Origin of the sequence: Bacillus sp. FSL L8-0099 (genome assembly GCF_038006385.1) — a bacterium.
Classification (GTDB): Bacteria; Bacillota; Bacilli; order Bacillales; family Bacillaceae_G; genus Bacillus_A; species Bacillus_A toyonensis.
Genome location: NZ_JBBOVC010000003.1, coordinates 107714 through 121926 on the forward strand (window position 1 = coordinate 107714; position 14213 = coordinate 121926).

Annotated in this window: 13 protein-coding genes; 3 read left to right on the top strand and 10 right to left on the bottom strand. The window is 29.7% G+C overall.

The window, feature by feature from the left end; translation table 11 throughout:
* Positions 1 to 563 precede the first annotated feature (563 nt).
* On the top strand, positions 564 to 893 hold the full coding sequence (locus tag MHH42_RS29805; RefSeq protein ID WP_098180411.1) for an Lrp/AsnC family transcriptional regulator: 330 nt from the start codon (positions 564 to 566) through the stop codon (positions 891 to 893).
* 418 nt (positions 894 to 1311) lie between these two features.
* Here MHH42_RS29805 and MHH42_RS29810 read toward each other — a convergent pair whose 3' ends face one another.
* From MHH42_RS29810 to MHH42_RS29850, 9 genes are all read right to left on the bottom strand, one after another.
* Positions 1312 to 2529 (bottom strand): MFS transporter, encoded by a 1218-nt coding sequence (locus tag MHH42_RS29810; protein ID WP_340895201.1) that lies wholly within the window; start codon positions 2527 to 2529, stop codon positions 1312 to 1314.
* Positions 2530 to 2673: 144 nt separating this feature from the next.
* A complete protein-coding gene (locus MHH42_RS29815) occupies positions 2674 to 3129 on the bottom strand; it encodes a GNAT family N-acetyltransferase (protein ID WP_340895203.1) in 456 nt (151 codons plus the stop codon).
* 14 nt (positions 3130 to 3143) lie between these two features.
* Entirely contained in the window at positions 3144 to 4205 is a 1062-nt protein-coding gene (locus tag MHH42_RS29820) for an NAD(P)/FAD-dependent oxidoreductase (RefSeq protein ID WP_340895411.1), read from the bottom strand.
* On the bottom strand, positions 4183 to 5091 hold the full coding sequence (locus MHH42_RS29825; protein ID WP_097954545.1) for a branched-chain amino acid ABC transporter substrate-binding protein: 909 nt from the start codon (positions 5089 to 5091) through the stop codon (positions 4183 to 4185). Before MHH42_RS29825 ends, MHH42_RS29820 begins: the two co-directional genes overlap by 23 nt.
* 66 nt (positions 5092 to 5157) lie before the next feature.
* Entirely contained in the window at positions 5158 to 7173 is a 2016-nt protein-coding gene (locus tag MHH42_RS29830; RefSeq protein ID WP_070173481.1) for a class I tRNA ligase family protein, read from the bottom strand.
* 16 nt (positions 7174 to 7189) lie between these two features.
* Positions 7190 to 8479, bottom strand: coding sequence for a lysine N(6)-hydroxylase/L-ornithine N(5)-oxygenase family protein (locus MHH42_RS29835; RefSeq protein WP_070173482.1), 1290 nt, complete (start codon positions 8477 to 8479; stop codon positions 7190 to 7192).
* 116 nt (positions 8480 to 8595) lie between these two features.
* Positions 8596 to 9504, bottom strand: coding sequence for an arginase (gene rocF / locus MHH42_RS29840; RefSeq protein WP_001036986.1), 909 nt, complete (start codon positions 9502 to 9504; stop codon positions 8596 to 8598).
* Positions 9505 to 9647: 143 nt separating this feature from the next.
* On the bottom strand, positions 9648 to 10922 hold the full coding sequence (locus tag MHH42_RS29845; RefSeq protein ID WP_098835657.1) for an ATP-grasp domain-containing protein: 1275 nt from the start codon (positions 10920 to 10922) through the stop codon (positions 9648 to 9650).
* A 408-nt stretch (positions 10923 to 11330) separates the two neighbouring features.
* Entirely contained in the window at positions 11331 to 11666 is a 336-nt protein-coding gene (locus MHH42_RS29850; RefSeq protein ID WP_000800967.1) for a cupin domain-containing protein, read from the bottom strand.
* Between the two features lie 804 nt (positions 11667 to 12470).
* On the opposite strand from MHH42_RS29850, the gene MHH42_RS29855 reads away from it, so the two are divergent.
* Together MHH42_RS29855 and MHH42_RS29860 are read left to right on the top strand one after the other, a co-directional pair.
* Entirely contained in the window at positions 12471 to 13055 is a 585-nt protein-coding gene (locus MHH42_RS29855) for an SCO family protein (RefSeq protein ID WP_000738659.1), read from the top strand.
* A gap of 433 nt (positions 13056 to 13488) precedes the next feature.
* Positions 13489 to 13623, top strand: a complete 135-nt coding sequence (locus tag MHH42_RS29860) for a hypothetical protein (RefSeq protein WP_002106854.1) — start codon at positions 13489 to 13491, stop codon at positions 13621 to 13623.
* A gap of 67 nt (positions 13624 to 13690) precedes the next feature.
* Here MHH42_RS29860 and MHH42_RS29865 read toward each other — a convergent pair whose 3' ends face one another.
* On the bottom strand, positions 13691 to 13924 hold the full coding sequence (locus MHH42_RS29865; protein WP_016090794.1) for a YuzF family protein: 234 nt from the start codon (positions 13922 to 13924) through the stop codon (positions 13691 to 13693).
* Between the last annotated feature and the right edge of the window lie 289 nt (positions 13925 to 14213).

The following is a 14213-nucleotide window of genomic DNA, read 5'->3' on the forward strand; positions in this document are numbered from 1 at the left end:
GCAATATTGCATATAAAAATTCAATTTTCAAACAATCACATATTATAAAATAACAACTCAATTAGTTGTTATTTTAAAATTAAACAGATAATAAAAAAGCAACTCGGATTGGGGTTCGAGTTGCTTTTTTAAATAATGCTTATATATGTATTATAACATTTCGCGTAATAAATCCAATATCAAGTGACTAACTTTTCTTATTTCTCAATATTTTCAGTTTTATAAAATTGCTCTTTAGCGTTTGGAAAACTATTATAATTACCAAGATCTATTAAATTTTTTCAATAATATACTTCTTAATGAATGATAGAATGTTATACTATTTCATGAGTATAATTGCTTTTACAATTTGTTGAAAATAGATATTCAATAACTTTTGATCATCCGATGCTTTTTTCATAATATAAATTCCTCCTTTTAAAATTTTCTACCATATAATATTTTATATCTATATCTGAATACCTTTATAATACTAAACCCTACTTCGACTTACCATTTCACCTGTAATGGAAAAAGGTTATATTTTTTCTATTTGAAACTAATTTGAAAGGATTTTTTATCAAATGAAAAATACAGTTATTCAAACTAAATCCACTAACATGATTGGAACGGAAAATAGCAATAAAGAAGCAACTACAAATTCTTTACAAGCAATATTAGAAATAAAAGTAAAAGAAGGACAATTCCAGGAATTTATGGATTGTATACAGCTTGAAACAAATATTGAATTTTGTTATAGAGTTACAGGAAAGACTGACTTTATTGCTAAAATCATAATAGCTGATTTGAGAGAATTAGAAAAATTTGTTGATAATTATATTTCTGTGGCTCAAATAGTATCTAATCTTATAATATTCAAAACAAATACTAATTATGATTTGACAGAAAATTAAGGTTATAGGCGACTTTTCCTAATAATAAACACCATAACTAAAAACTACACTCCTAACAATTTGGGTGTAGTTTTTTGACGATATAAATTAAGTTTGAGTCACAACTCTAAAACATAATATAAATACATTACTACACAAAATGCATAGTAAAATGGATCTAATACTCTCATATCTATATAAGGAATTAATGTTGATATTGTTTCATTTGAGAAATCTATTAATAGAGTAGTTGAAATTTAATTGCTTATTTGAATTGGAATTAGGAAATGATATTGACTATTTTAATTATAATTAAAGGCAAACTAAAAGAAATGAGTACTGTATAATACAGTACTCATTTCTACATAGTTATTTATACGTTGTTTCGACGTTATAAAATTTACTTCATTAGCTATTCTTTTCATTTAATACGCTGCTATTAAAATGATTTTGGAGCAACTTCTTGTTGTAAAACTTCAATTTTTTTTCTATGATTTAGTTCGTTAAGATAAATTATCATCATAGTAGCAGCAACAACCGTACCTATCACTCCAAACAGATGACCTGCATTCATAATCCCAATCCATTGAATAGGTAATGCTAATGATAAAGGTAAAGCAGCTTTGGTAAACTGGAATGCTAGTGTAGATCGACTAGACCAAATAACCGTTTCTTCTTTTGTTTTAATAAAGTCAAACATGACAGTTCTTTGATTGATACGTGAACGATTAAAAACAAAACCAAGCATAAATGAAACGGCAATTGCTAAATACCAGGAATGTACTAATCCTAAAGTAATATCAAAAACAGCAATTAATAGAAAAATTGACCTTGGAATAAATTTTTCAAATTTCCCAACAAGTGTAGCTAATAAAGCCCCTAAACCTGCTGCAGCACTAACAAATCCATACTGCATAGGATCCCAACGATATACATCGTGAAATAAAATTGGTACTAAAAAATTAAATGATGCAAGTTGTATTGTTAAAACAGCAATACCAGTAATTGTAATCCATAATATTTTTGAATTATCTATTGGATTTATTTTTTCAATATGATTTGATACAGTTTTTTTATTTTGCTGAACATCTTTACTTTTTAATAGCGGCATTAGAAGAGGTAAAAATACCCCAATACCTAAAGAGAATGCTAAACCATAAAGTACATTATTAAATCCACCTACATTCATCATAAATCCTGCTATTGCGTTCCCACCAAATGCTCCAATTTGTATTGCAGTTTGTAACATATTTGAAGCCTTTCCTGCTGGAATTTCTCCTGATAATACCATTTGAGACATATAAGTTTCCAAGCTTTGCGTAGATAAAAATAAAATAATAGAAAAAACACCTGCAAAAATGTATAAAGTAAAAACATTAATATGCTTACTATTTAAAAGACTTATTATAATCAGAATAATACCGATGCAACGGACACCAGAGAAAATTAACAATGGACTTTTTGTTAACCACATCTTAAGACTTTTCGAATATTTTTGCATAAAGAATGGTAACAAACTCATTAATGTTAATATAATTCCTAAATGAGTAACTGATCCCCCTTTATCCAAAATTGTCCAGGTTAGAGTTACTGTTAACATACCTTCCCCACAAAGAGTCAGCGCCAATAGTACTATAAATATAAATTGAATTGGCATTATACATTCCTTCTTTCTTATATCGGTTGTTTGACCTTAAATTTGTTTTAACTTGTTTAAAGAAAGGGATTTGGAAAATACATAACAAAATTGCACATTGAAAATATTCTGTTATATCCGCCCTAAATACTATTAGATTGCTATTTAAATACTGTAAACAATCCAATCACTCTTATTTGCTTTTTGTTTTTTATAGAAATTTTGGGCAACTATATTATCTTTTGCGGTAACCCATTCCATATATGCATAATTATTGTCTTGGACGTACTTTTTACAAGTATTAAATAACATATCCCCAACACCCAATTTTCTATAATCAGGGATAACAAATAAATCATTTAAAATCATTGCTCTTCCCATACTTAACGTACTGAAAGTGGTATATAAAGTAGCAAATCCTACTGGCTCTTTATTAACCGTACAAACGTAGAATAATCCCAAATCTTTATTTTTTATTATCGTATTTACTAATGTATCTATAGAACTTTTTTCATGCACAGGTTTTTCATAGAATTCCATATACATTCTAATTAAATTGATAACAGTCTCTCTATCATCATAGGTCGCTTCAAAAATTTCAATATTCTCGAGATTGTTCATAGTCTTTTCTCCCCTTATACTCCAGTAATCATTTTCGCTATTCTCTTACCAATACCAGGAGCCAATTTTACTCCACCACCACTCCAGCCAGTTGCAACGATTAAGCCTTGTGCTTGTGGAAATTGTTCTATAATTCCTCGATTATCTGATGTATATGCATCAAAGCTTCTTCTTCCACCTATAAATAATTTTTTATTTAGATATGGCAATCTATTTTTTGAATTTTGAAGCATTTCTTCAAAGTCATTTGGGTCAATTGACATTTTTTTGTCCGGATCAATATCATACTTATCTACTGGATATCCTACTAGAGAAGTACCTAGCTTATCAGGTCTGCCATATAATCCAGTACTATCATCTATAAAAATTGGATGGTCTGTTTGTCCTATTCCATCAAAGAAATGAATTTGAATAATTTTACTTCTTACTGGAATTTTAATGCCTATAGTATCTAATATATTTCCACTCCAGGCTCCAGCTGCAATAACAACATGTTTACAATGTATAGTCCCATAGGAGGTTTTAACACCTACAACACAGTTATTATCCATTAGAATTTCTTTCACTTCGATTCCTTCACAAGCTAATGCACCTTTAGTTCTAGATGTTTCAATCCATGTATTCGTGGCTAACGATGGGCTAATATACCCTGCTTGTTCCTCGTAAGCCACACAGCTGTTTTTAGGAAAATTTATAAATTTAAATTCTTTCTTTAATACTTCAGGTGAAAGGATACTAATTTTATGCCCAGATTTTTCAAGTTCTCCAATTTGCTTTTCCATTTTTATATGTTGTGTTTCATTTTCAACATATAACATTCCAGTCTGCTTAAATTTAACCTCTTCACTAATACTAAAAAAATCATTTATTCCTTCTTTTGCTATTTCAGTTAGATAAGGATCATTATGATAGACCCTTATAAAACCTCCGGATTGGCCTGTTGATCCACTACTAAAGGAATTTTTCTCTAATAAAATTGTATTTGTAATATTTTGCTTGGTTAAATAATACTGTACAGCTGCACCAATAATACCGCCGCCAATAATAACTACATCAGCTGAATGTTTTATGATAATTCACCTCAACAAAAGATTTATCAATAACTTGTGCAATTATCCATGAAGCTCCTAAACGATCTCCATTGCTTGAAAATTTAATTGTAGAATTGCCTGTTGCTAATTCACTAATTAAGTTTTCTACATTAGATTCAATACATTCTAATAGATACGAAGCTGCAAGAAATGATGTTTCTACATAATCCTCTTTTGCTTTTATGGTAAAAGCATCGTTAGAATAATCTTGGGCTAATTCTATAAATTCATCTACATAAGAATCATCTGAAGCTATAAAAATCCCTTTATACCCTCTCATCCTTAGTTCCCTTAGATAAGTTGCGGAGTTAAAGTGTGTCCCAGCAAAGAATATTGCATCGCTATGCTTATTATTTTCACTATTAAAATCTTCAATTCTAGTAACTTCTTTAAATAAAGAATTTGCACTTTGATACAGTAAATCTGCTAGGCTTTTCCCGTAAAATGTTTCATCAGAAACTGCCGTAATCGTTTGAATATCTTTAGTTTTCAAAAAATTAATAACAGTTTCAGCTTGTACCAAATCATTAGAACAAAATCTAAATACTAATTCCTCGCTATTAAGCGTAACTTCTAAATTAGTTGATGCAGGAACTAAGAATGGAATTTTCGCCTTGGAATAAAACGGTATTGCTTTTAAAGCACATGCACTATTAAAGTGTCCAATTACAGCAACAACCCCTGATTCAATCATTTTTTTAGAAATATCTTTGATGGTATTTGGATCTCCTTTATCATCTTGATAAACCCATTCGATGTTATCAGCATAATTTAACTTCGCACGATTTACACCCTCAATTAACATTTGTCCGTATACAGACCTAGGACCTGAAAAAGGGCCTACTACTCCAATTTTTATTTTCTCTTTCATAATTTGAGCTCCCTATATATTTTTTATTAGGAAATATGAGGAGGTAAGTACTACCTCCTCATATTATCAAATATTCTGAAGATAAAAACTGTCGTTTGTTTTTGAAAAATAATTCTCTTGAAGATCCACTTTCTGTCCAGCAGGCAAAAAGCTTACTTCCTCATCCAACTGCATGTCAACATTAAATCCCAAATCCCCCCATAGCATTTTACCAAATGTAGGCATGATTGGGCTAGAAAATATTGCTAAAATTTTTGCAGTATATAATTCTAGGGCAATAGCAGTATTTCTTCTTTGTTGATTATTCTTTAATACCGTTAAAAATTCTTCTCCTGCCGAGAATTTTTTAGCAATTCTGACTAATTCATTTAATAACCTAACTACCTTTTGCGGTGAAAATGTATTTGGTTCATATGCATTCATAATTTCATTCATAATTCGATTTACATGTTGATAATACATTAAATAGTTACCTGACAGTGTCTCTAATTCTGGAGCACCATTTGGAAACTCTGCTTCTAACTTGCATTTTAAATCATGTAACCATGATTCCCATTCTTGGTTTAAGTTCGTATCTACAATATGATTAAATTCTTCCATAGTGAAGTTTGTTTCAACTGTTTCCGGTCTACTATAAGATAAATAATACCTTACAACATCATGTGAAGCATTTTCTAATAATTCTTTGCCCCATACAGCATGTCCCCTGCTTGTTGAAAACTTAAGACCCTCTAGTTGATAAAATTCATTTGTTATCATTGTTTTAGGAAGAGTTATATCTTCACTATATGCTAGCCAAATAGCCGGGAAAAGCACTGAATGGAAATAACCATTATCATATCCAAAGAAATTAATGATAGTTGTATCTTGATTATTCCAAAAATCTCTTAACGTATACGAAAGGTTTTTATCCTGAATTAATTCGTTTGTTGCAGATAAATATCCAGGTGCCATTTCAAACCATACATATATAGTTTGATTTTCATATCCTTCTACCGGAACTGGAATTCCCCAATCAGATACATGTGAAATAGGAATATCAGGCAAATCCTCATCTAGCATTCTCTCACATAATGCCGTTAGATGTGGCCCTATTTTTAATTCTTTGTAGTACTGTTTTAATTGTGTTTTATAATTACTTAATGGGAAAAATAGTTGTTTAATTTTAGATTTCTCTGGTTCGCTGCCACAACATTTACAAGTTGGGTTTAATAAATCTATACACAAATTAGGTCTACCACATTTTTCACAAGCGTTGCCATCTGATAATTCATCACAATGTGGACAATTACCTCTCACATAAGCTTCATAAAGGTGCTTATCGCATTGCTTACAGAATAGAATGTCGACTTCTTTTTCTACTAATTTACCTTCATTCCAAAGTTTTTCAAAAAATTCTTTGACAAACTCAATATGGAATGTTGAAAAATGAGGTTTTACAAAAATATCCGGATTAATTTCTGCTAGTCTTAATGTTTTTTCAATTTCATTAGCAAAATGATCTGCCGTTTCTCTAGGAGATTTTTCTAATTGTCCCGCCTTAAACGGCACATAGCTTTGATGATCATCTGCCCCACTCATATAAAAGACTTCATTTCCTTTAAGTTTTAAATATCTAGTTAAAATGTCAGCTCCTGTATATGGACCAGATAGGTGCCCCACATGTAAATCACCATTAGGCGTTGGTGGTGTGGCCGTTATTAAATATTTCTTTTTACCTGAATCTAACTTCTTGCTATTTTTTTTACTAAAAGCATTTTCCCACCATATGGTGAAGAATATCAAATTTTCATCTGATGTATTTTTCAAACTATGTTCTTCAAATGGTGGAATAAAGATAGCGTCCCCTTGCGTAACAGGTTCTTCTTTTTTACCCACTTTAACTATTCCTTCACCCTTAAAGATAATAAAAGTTTCAACTTCATGATGTCCATGAATTTTAGAAATTTCTCCAGGTTCTATGATTCCCCACATTGCACCAAATGGTGAATCATATAATTTATTAGAATGCGGAAATAATCGTTGACACATAATATCATATTCATTTGTGAAAATCTGTGGATTTATCTTTTCAATATGCATCTTTAGACCCCCTATATTATGAAACCACGTTTTTAGTTTTTTCTTCTGTTAATGAATTATTTTCTTGTACGGTTTTTAAAATTTCATTTGATCGAATAGATAAATTAGATAATAAAGTGTCACTCAGTCCATGAGTGCTTTCATTTACACCCTGCAAATAAATACCAGGTTTAAATTTATCCGTTGTTTCTAAACGATAATTTCGGGAAACTTCAATATTATCTGAAATGTACGAGTTAAGATTTTTTAATAAAGGATGGTTCTTTTTACTTTCGTACCCAGTAGCAAGAATTACAGCATCAGCTTCAATAACAACTTCTGTATGTTTAACTATGTCTTTGTAATAAACAACCGCTTTATCAGACAGTGTTTTTATCTCCGTTAATTCTAAAAATGGCTGTATTCTAAAACGATCTTCTCCATGAAATTTTTGGTTATATAAAGCTTTATTAATTTGGCTTATTAAACTTCCATCCGCAGCTGCATAATTAGTATCACTGTGGTGTTTTAATAAAGCATCTCGATTTTTTTCTGGTAAAGAATAAATAAAGTCAATCATATTAGCGTCAAATATACGATTAACAAGCTTACTTTCATTTACAGCTTTATATGAGAAAGGTCTCATCGTTGCCGTAATATCTGATTTCGGATAATTATTGATTAGATGGAAAAATAATTCAGCTGAGCTTTGTCCCGACCCTACAACTAAAAACTTATGAGCATCATTTTGTTTAAAGTTATTAATTTTGTTTTTAAATTGACTTGAATGAAATACTCTACTATTATTCATTTCAATATTTATTGGCGTTCTTGGTGTTCCACCCGTAGCCAAAACAATATTTTTAGTAATATAGCTCTCTAATTGATTAGTTTTTGTATTTTGCACAATAACTTCTAATAATTCGACGGAATCTTCAGATATAATAGGGTCTACTGAAATTACTGTTCGACTATAATAAACGTGTTCTTCTAATTGAGAAGCAACCCAAGACATATAATCATTGTATTCAAGTCGTGACGGATAAAACTCTGAGAGATTAATAAAATCGCTTAGTCTTTCATTTTCATGTAGATAATTTAAAAAGGAGAATTTACTTTTAGGATTTTTTAGAGTTACAAGGTCTTTCAAAAATGAAATTTGAATATTTGTATTATCTAAAAGCATCCCCGGATGCCATTGATAGTGCGTTTTTTCTTCTAGAAAAATTCTTTCCATTGAATTATTTTCTTCTTCAATAGCAGTTGCTAAAGCTAGGTTCGCTGGCCCAAATCCAATTCCAATAACGTCATAGATTTTATTATTCATTTGACTCGTCCTTTTCGTTTTTTTTTAAATTCTCGTATATAATTTTATTTTTTATAGTTTTTTTATAGTTTTTTTATAGTTTTTTTATATTTTTAAAAATAATTCCAGAAAAAGTTTTATTTAGACATAGTAACTTTCTTACTTAAAAGTTCAGTGATAAGTTCAATTGTTGTGTTGACAGTAATATTATCCTTGTCTAATATAGGGTTTATTTCCGTGAACTCTGCAGCTACTAAGTTTGTATTATTTCTTAGCATATCAATTGCCTCTTTTGTATCATCTAAACTTAAACCATGTGGAACTGCCAATCCTCCTCCAGGAGCAAATTCAGGATCTAAAGCATCTAAATCAAATGTTAGATGAACTGCATCTGTATTATTATTGAGAATCTTAATTGCTTTTTCCATAATACTTTTTATTCCTTGTTTTCTCACATCTTCTGCTGTAAAAATTGTTACTCCTAAATTTTTGAGAAACTCTTCTTCCCCCGGGTCTAAATCACGAATTCCTATTTGTACGATATTCTTTGGATCAATTTTAGTTTCTTTCTCTAGAAAATCTTTAAATTTTTCGTTACCGTATCCTAAGAGAATTGCTAAAGACATCCCATGAATATTACCAGAAATCGATGTTTCAAATGTATTTGCATCCCCATGAGCATCAAACCAGATTACTCCCAATCGTGGTATTTTTCTAAGAATTCCAGTAACAGTACCAATTGCAATACTATGATCTCCTCCTAAAACTAATGGGAAATGCCCTTTTTCCAATTCGTTCTCAACTGTCGAGGCAATATTTTTACATATATCAATTACTTCATTTGAAAACTCTTGTTTGACAATTCCATAATTTTCATTATTGGTTGAAGGAAGAGAAATGTCTCCTAGATCAACAAAATCAATTCCGATTTCAGTTAATTGTTTAGACATACCGCCATATCTTACAACATATGGTCCAAGGTCAACCCCTCCTATACTAGCTCCGAAGTAAGTAGGTGCTCCCAAAATAGATACTTTCTTATTCATAATATTTTCCACTCCATTTCTATAAGAATACACATAGGATTACTGGGTTTTAAATTGATACTATTAAATAATTTATCGATAAATCTAGCGGTTATATTCCTCATTTAAAACAAGGAATATAACAACCAGATTTACTTAAGTTTTTATGCATGTACCGGAATTTCTAATTCTATATTTAATTGATTATCTAATACTCTAGCTCTTTGGCGCAATTTTTCTACATCAGATTTATCATTATAGGGTGCTCTTAATGAAAGTAAGCCCGTTATATCAAATCCTTTTGGAGCATGATATACTTCAGCTCCTACTTTTGCTACAGGATAGTAAGCCTTATACTCTGGCTGTTCAGCAACAATTCCCAATTCATTTTTCTTTATAATTCCAGATCTATATACAAATTTAATACAAGTACAAGATTTTGGTGTTGTAGATCTAGTTAAGAAGAATTCCATAATATCCCCTTTACAATCTAATAAACCAAGAATATTAACGGCTACTAAATCAATTCCATGTACATCACGTATATTACGATAAACATGCCCGCCACTGATTCTAGTACTAAATTCTACAACTTTAAAATTCCCTTGCGTATCTCGGCGTAGTTCTACATTAAATAAACTGTTTTCAATAGCTAATTTTCCACATATTTCTTTAGCAATATTAACAACTATGTCTTCATCTACACCAACATACGGTAAAGTGTATTCATCTTCCTCGAAATATGGACCCATCATTTTATTTTTATTGTGAATTCCACCAAGGTAAAATTCTCCATTTAAAACGACTCCATCAACTGTAATTTCTTCACCAGTCAGAAATTCTTCTACTAATGCCACACATTGTTGTGTTTGGTTAAAGTAGAATCCTTTATTTGTTTTAGAAAGATTAATAATTTTTTCTAATGAATTATTCAATTCTTCTAAGTTGTTAACTAAATATACAGATTCACTGCTAGCAGCCATAGTAGGCTTAATGATTACAGGGAAAGGAATATTTTCTATTTCTTTCTCTGCATCCTCTATAGAATTAACTTTTGCAAATTTAGGACTAGCAATAGAATTCTTTAACATAAATTCTCTCTGCTTTGATTTATCTCGAGATGTCGTAGCAGCTTCAACAGATAACGCTTTATTCCCAAAGCGTTCATTAATTTTAGCAGTTAAGACAATATCAGTTTCTTGCCAAGTGACAAAAAAGCTAATTCCTATATCTTTTCCTTTTGCAAAAATATAATTTTCAGCATCTATTTCAGAAGCCTCTTCAAGTACAATTACTTCTTTAAAGCGCGCATCAATTGTTTTACTTGGTACACTCGTAAACAAGTAAAGTTCATCAGATATTCTTCCTGCAGTTTCAATATGATCACCATGAATGCTATAACCTTTTCTCATGATGATTCCAATTTTTTTATTTTTCATATGTAATCTCCTTTTCTTCTCTGTATATCTTGATATCACGTTGTAATCGTATACTAAAACTTTTAATTGTTCAATAGATTAGAAATATTTAGAAATATTTTCCCGTAAATATATTTTTATGTAAAAAAATACTAAAAATTCCCAAATCAAAAGTCATACAACTAGATATTTTTACTTAAGAAAAACAAACAAGAATTCATTAAAACGCCGTAAAGTTTACCTTTTTTAAACATAAATTTACTTTTTTTTACATTTATGTTTTTTTCTATTGATTATTATTTATTGAAAAAATTTATTTTTCTTTAATGGAATTACATACTTGCCTATAATTAGTTGTTGTCTAATTTAAACAAACTTGATAAAAAGATATTTATTTTTACCTTTCTTATTATGCAATTATCGTTGTAATTAAAAATCTTTTTCGCAAGAGTATTCAGCAGGTGCAAAGAAAACTAGTACCGTGAGATCTTCTTCAATAGTATGAAATCTATGTTTCATGTTAGCCTTTACATAAATAATAGAACCAGATTCCACAAAAATATTTTCACTCTCTACTTCAAGTTGTGCTCTGCCATTGATAATATAATATACTTCATCTTCTGTATGTGGTTGTTGCATATCTAAAGATCCTGCCTTCAATTCATAAATCCCCATACTTAGATCCGTTTCATGCAAAAATTCATAATAATTTTTGTCTATATTTCTTTTTTCTCTTAAAATCTGTGTAAGTTGATAATTTTTCATTTGCTATCCTCCTAATGTTTTAAAATTCTAGAATCAATTAACTTAGTTAACTTAATAAAAGGAATATATCAGGTATAATCTAAATTCCTTTATATGTGTCTAAAGAATTAATTAAAGATATATAAACTGCCAGCATAACAAAAAGAGATAGAAATAGTCCTATCTCTTTTCTACATAAAGGCCATGCTTACAGATTATCCTTTCATTTCAAATTTAATTTTAATAGGGGAAATCTTAATATTCAATCTCTAAAATATTTTCTCAATATGTATAATTTAATCTTTAATTTATACTATAGTTAACTCTATTTTTAACAAATTATCCAAATATATGGTGTTTTTTCACTCTTATGAAGGATATTAATTCAATGATCATACCGAGATGAATGTATTACCAGTATTATCAATAAGTTGTTGAATGAACTATCTATTTTTCCTTACATAAAATACTTCTTATCAGATATCGCGCTTTGTATAACAAAGTACTAGATAATATCTTCTTGTTTTACTTTACCTTTAACCTTTTATTATGATCCATAAAATAAAGAAGCTATGTATGTAATAATGACATACCTAACAATCTTAATTATAAGCAGTCTTGTGAACTATAAACATCAAAGAGGAAGCTATATGCATAGTAGTATTATTATAAATACCCTGGAACAAGGGGATTCATTCGGTTTTGTTAGGATTAATTCGATGGCTATTAAACATAAAAATTAACCAAAGTAAATACTACCGAGTGTTGGATAGTTCATGTAACCATCCCGTAAAATCTATAAAAATTGAAAGGAGATAAATACATATGAAAAAAATGAATTTCATTAAATCACTTATACTTATATTCACAGTTATATCTCTAGGAGCATGCAAAGATGCAGAACTCAACAATTCACTAAATTGGGATGTGCAAAAGTTCTCATTTACAGATCAAAATGGGAAGCAATTTGGATCAGCTGAGTTACAAGATAAAATTTGGGTAGCTGATTTCTTCTTTACAAGTTGCCAAACAGTTTGTCCACCTATGACAGCAAATATGGCAAAAATCCAGAGAATGTTGAATACGGATGGGATTAAAGATGTAGAGTTTGTATCATTTAGTGTTGATCCTGAAGTAGACACACCAGAAAAAATAACAGAATTTATGAAGGTCTATGAAATGGATGGAAATAGGACTCATTTCCTCACGGGATATAAAAGAGCAGATATTGAAAAGTTTGCTAAAGAAAACTTCCAATCACTTGTAACTAAACCAGAAAATGATACACAAGTTATACATGGTACAAGTTTTTATCTGATTGACAAAAATGGAAAAGTTCTAAAAAAATATTCAGGTGTCGAAAATACTCCTTATGAAGAAATTGTTCAAGACATTAAAAAAATTCGATAAAAAAATTCTATTAAGTCAATATTTAGAGGAAAGTGAAAGTTTACTTTCATTTTTTTAAACATTTACAACAAAATTTGTAATTACTTTCTCAATATATATACTATTGTTGATTATGGTTTTAATATTAAGAATCAGCAAAAATCTAAGCAAAATAAAAATATAATGGTTATGCTTTTTGTTTACTCCTTGTGCTTAAGATAAGATCGTGTTCGCCGATCTTATCTTTTTACTTTGTATACTTTTGATACAAAAAAGAATCCTTATATAATAAGAATTCTGTAACTGGAACTAAAAATTTTTAATAATTTAGGAGATTATTTGTTTGTAGACCACTTGCTTTCTACTATGACCATCGACAGTAAATTTATCTGTTGAAACAATCTGCCCACGTTAGGGAACCCTACTTTTTAAAAATATAGTAGAGAAGATGGATATGATGATTAGTCTAGTTACTACGTACATGAGGATTGAATTAGGATCTACGGAAGAATTAAAAGAACTTCAGAAAGAAATTATTCATGCTCAAGCATATATTCAAAAAAGAAAATTTGAAGAAACACAGAGATAAAACCCTGTGTTTTTATTTGGACGTCTATGAAACCAATTTGTTATACATCAAATTAGATGTAATTTAGTCATTGTTTTGGCATAATCCATACAATTTGTTGAATTCGTACAATATACGGTACCGTATCTTCAATAAGTAAATGATCTGGTTTAACATCTTTTAACTTTCCTCTTACATTACCTCTTACAGTTTCAATAACCACATATTTACCAATTACTGATTGTAATGTCTGATATACGTAGGGATTAGTTGTACTTACCATATGTTGTTCACTCAAGTCATTTCCTTCCGAATAACTCATTCTATAAGACTCCTTTCTAATTTGCATTCTTTCTCCTAATATATGATATAAATCTTATAAATATGCTAGAAGGATAATTCATTATAGGAACGGAAATAACATTTTAATCAGATACGGTTTTTATTTCTAAATTGCTAACAATTATTTATATAAAGTTACTTTTACTAGTTAATAGGTGATGGTATATGGATATTTTAAATGTACATCTAGGCTGTTCCTTTTAGGGGTACTGCCGCATGCCCATCAACTTAAGAATTCAGAATTACCCCAAAACAAAAAATGAGCTTTT

Bases quoted from the DNA above. Each gene is read 5' to 3' on its own strand.
- MHH42_RS29850 (WP_000800967.1), bottom strand. From the start codon at position 11,666: ATGAAAAATTATCAACTTACACAGATTTTAAGAGAAAAAAGAAATATA.
- MHH42_RS29845 (WP_098835657.1), bottom strand. From the start codon at position 10,922: ATGAAAAATAAAAAAATTGGAATCATCATGAGAAAAGGTTATAGCATT.
- MHH42_RS29825 (WP_097954545.1), bottom strand. From the start codon at position 5,091: ATGAAAGAGAAAATAAAAATTGGAGTAGTAGGCCCTTTTTCAGGTCCT.
- MHH42_RS29805 (WP_098180411.1), top strand. From the start codon at position 564: ATGAAAAATACAGTTATTCAAACTAAATCCACTAACATGATTGGAACG.
- rocF (WP_001036986.1), bottom strand. From the start codon at position 9,504: ATGAATAAGAAAGTATCTATTTTGGGAGCACCTACTTACTTCGGAGCT.
- MHH42_RS29815 (WP_340895203.1), bottom strand. From the start codon at position 3,129: ATGAACAATCTCGAGAATATTGAAATTTTTGAAGCGACCTATGATGAT.
- MHH42_RS29810 (WP_340895201.1), bottom strand. From the start codon at position 2,529: ATGCCAATTCAATTTATATTTATAGTACTATTGGCGCTGACTCTTTGT.
- MHH42_RS29835 (WP_070173482.1), bottom strand. From the start codon at position 8,479: ATGAATAATAAAATCTATGACGTTATTGGAATTGGATTTGGGCCAGCG.
- MHH42_RS29855 (WP_000738659.1), top strand. From the start codon at position 12,471: ATGAAAAAAATGAATTTCATTAAATCACTTATACTTATATTCACAGTT.
- MHH42_RS29860 (WP_002106854.1), top strand. From the start codon at position 13,489: ATGATGATTAGTCTAGTTACTACGTACATGAGGATTGAATTAGGATCT.
- MHH42_RS29865 (WP_016090794.1), bottom strand. From the start codon at position 13,924: ATGAGTTATTCGGAAGGAAATGACTTGAGTGAACAACATATGGTAAGT.
- MHH42_RS29830 (WP_070173481.1), bottom strand. From the start codon at position 7,173: ATGCATATTGAAAAGATAAATCCACAGATTTTCACAAATGAATATGAT.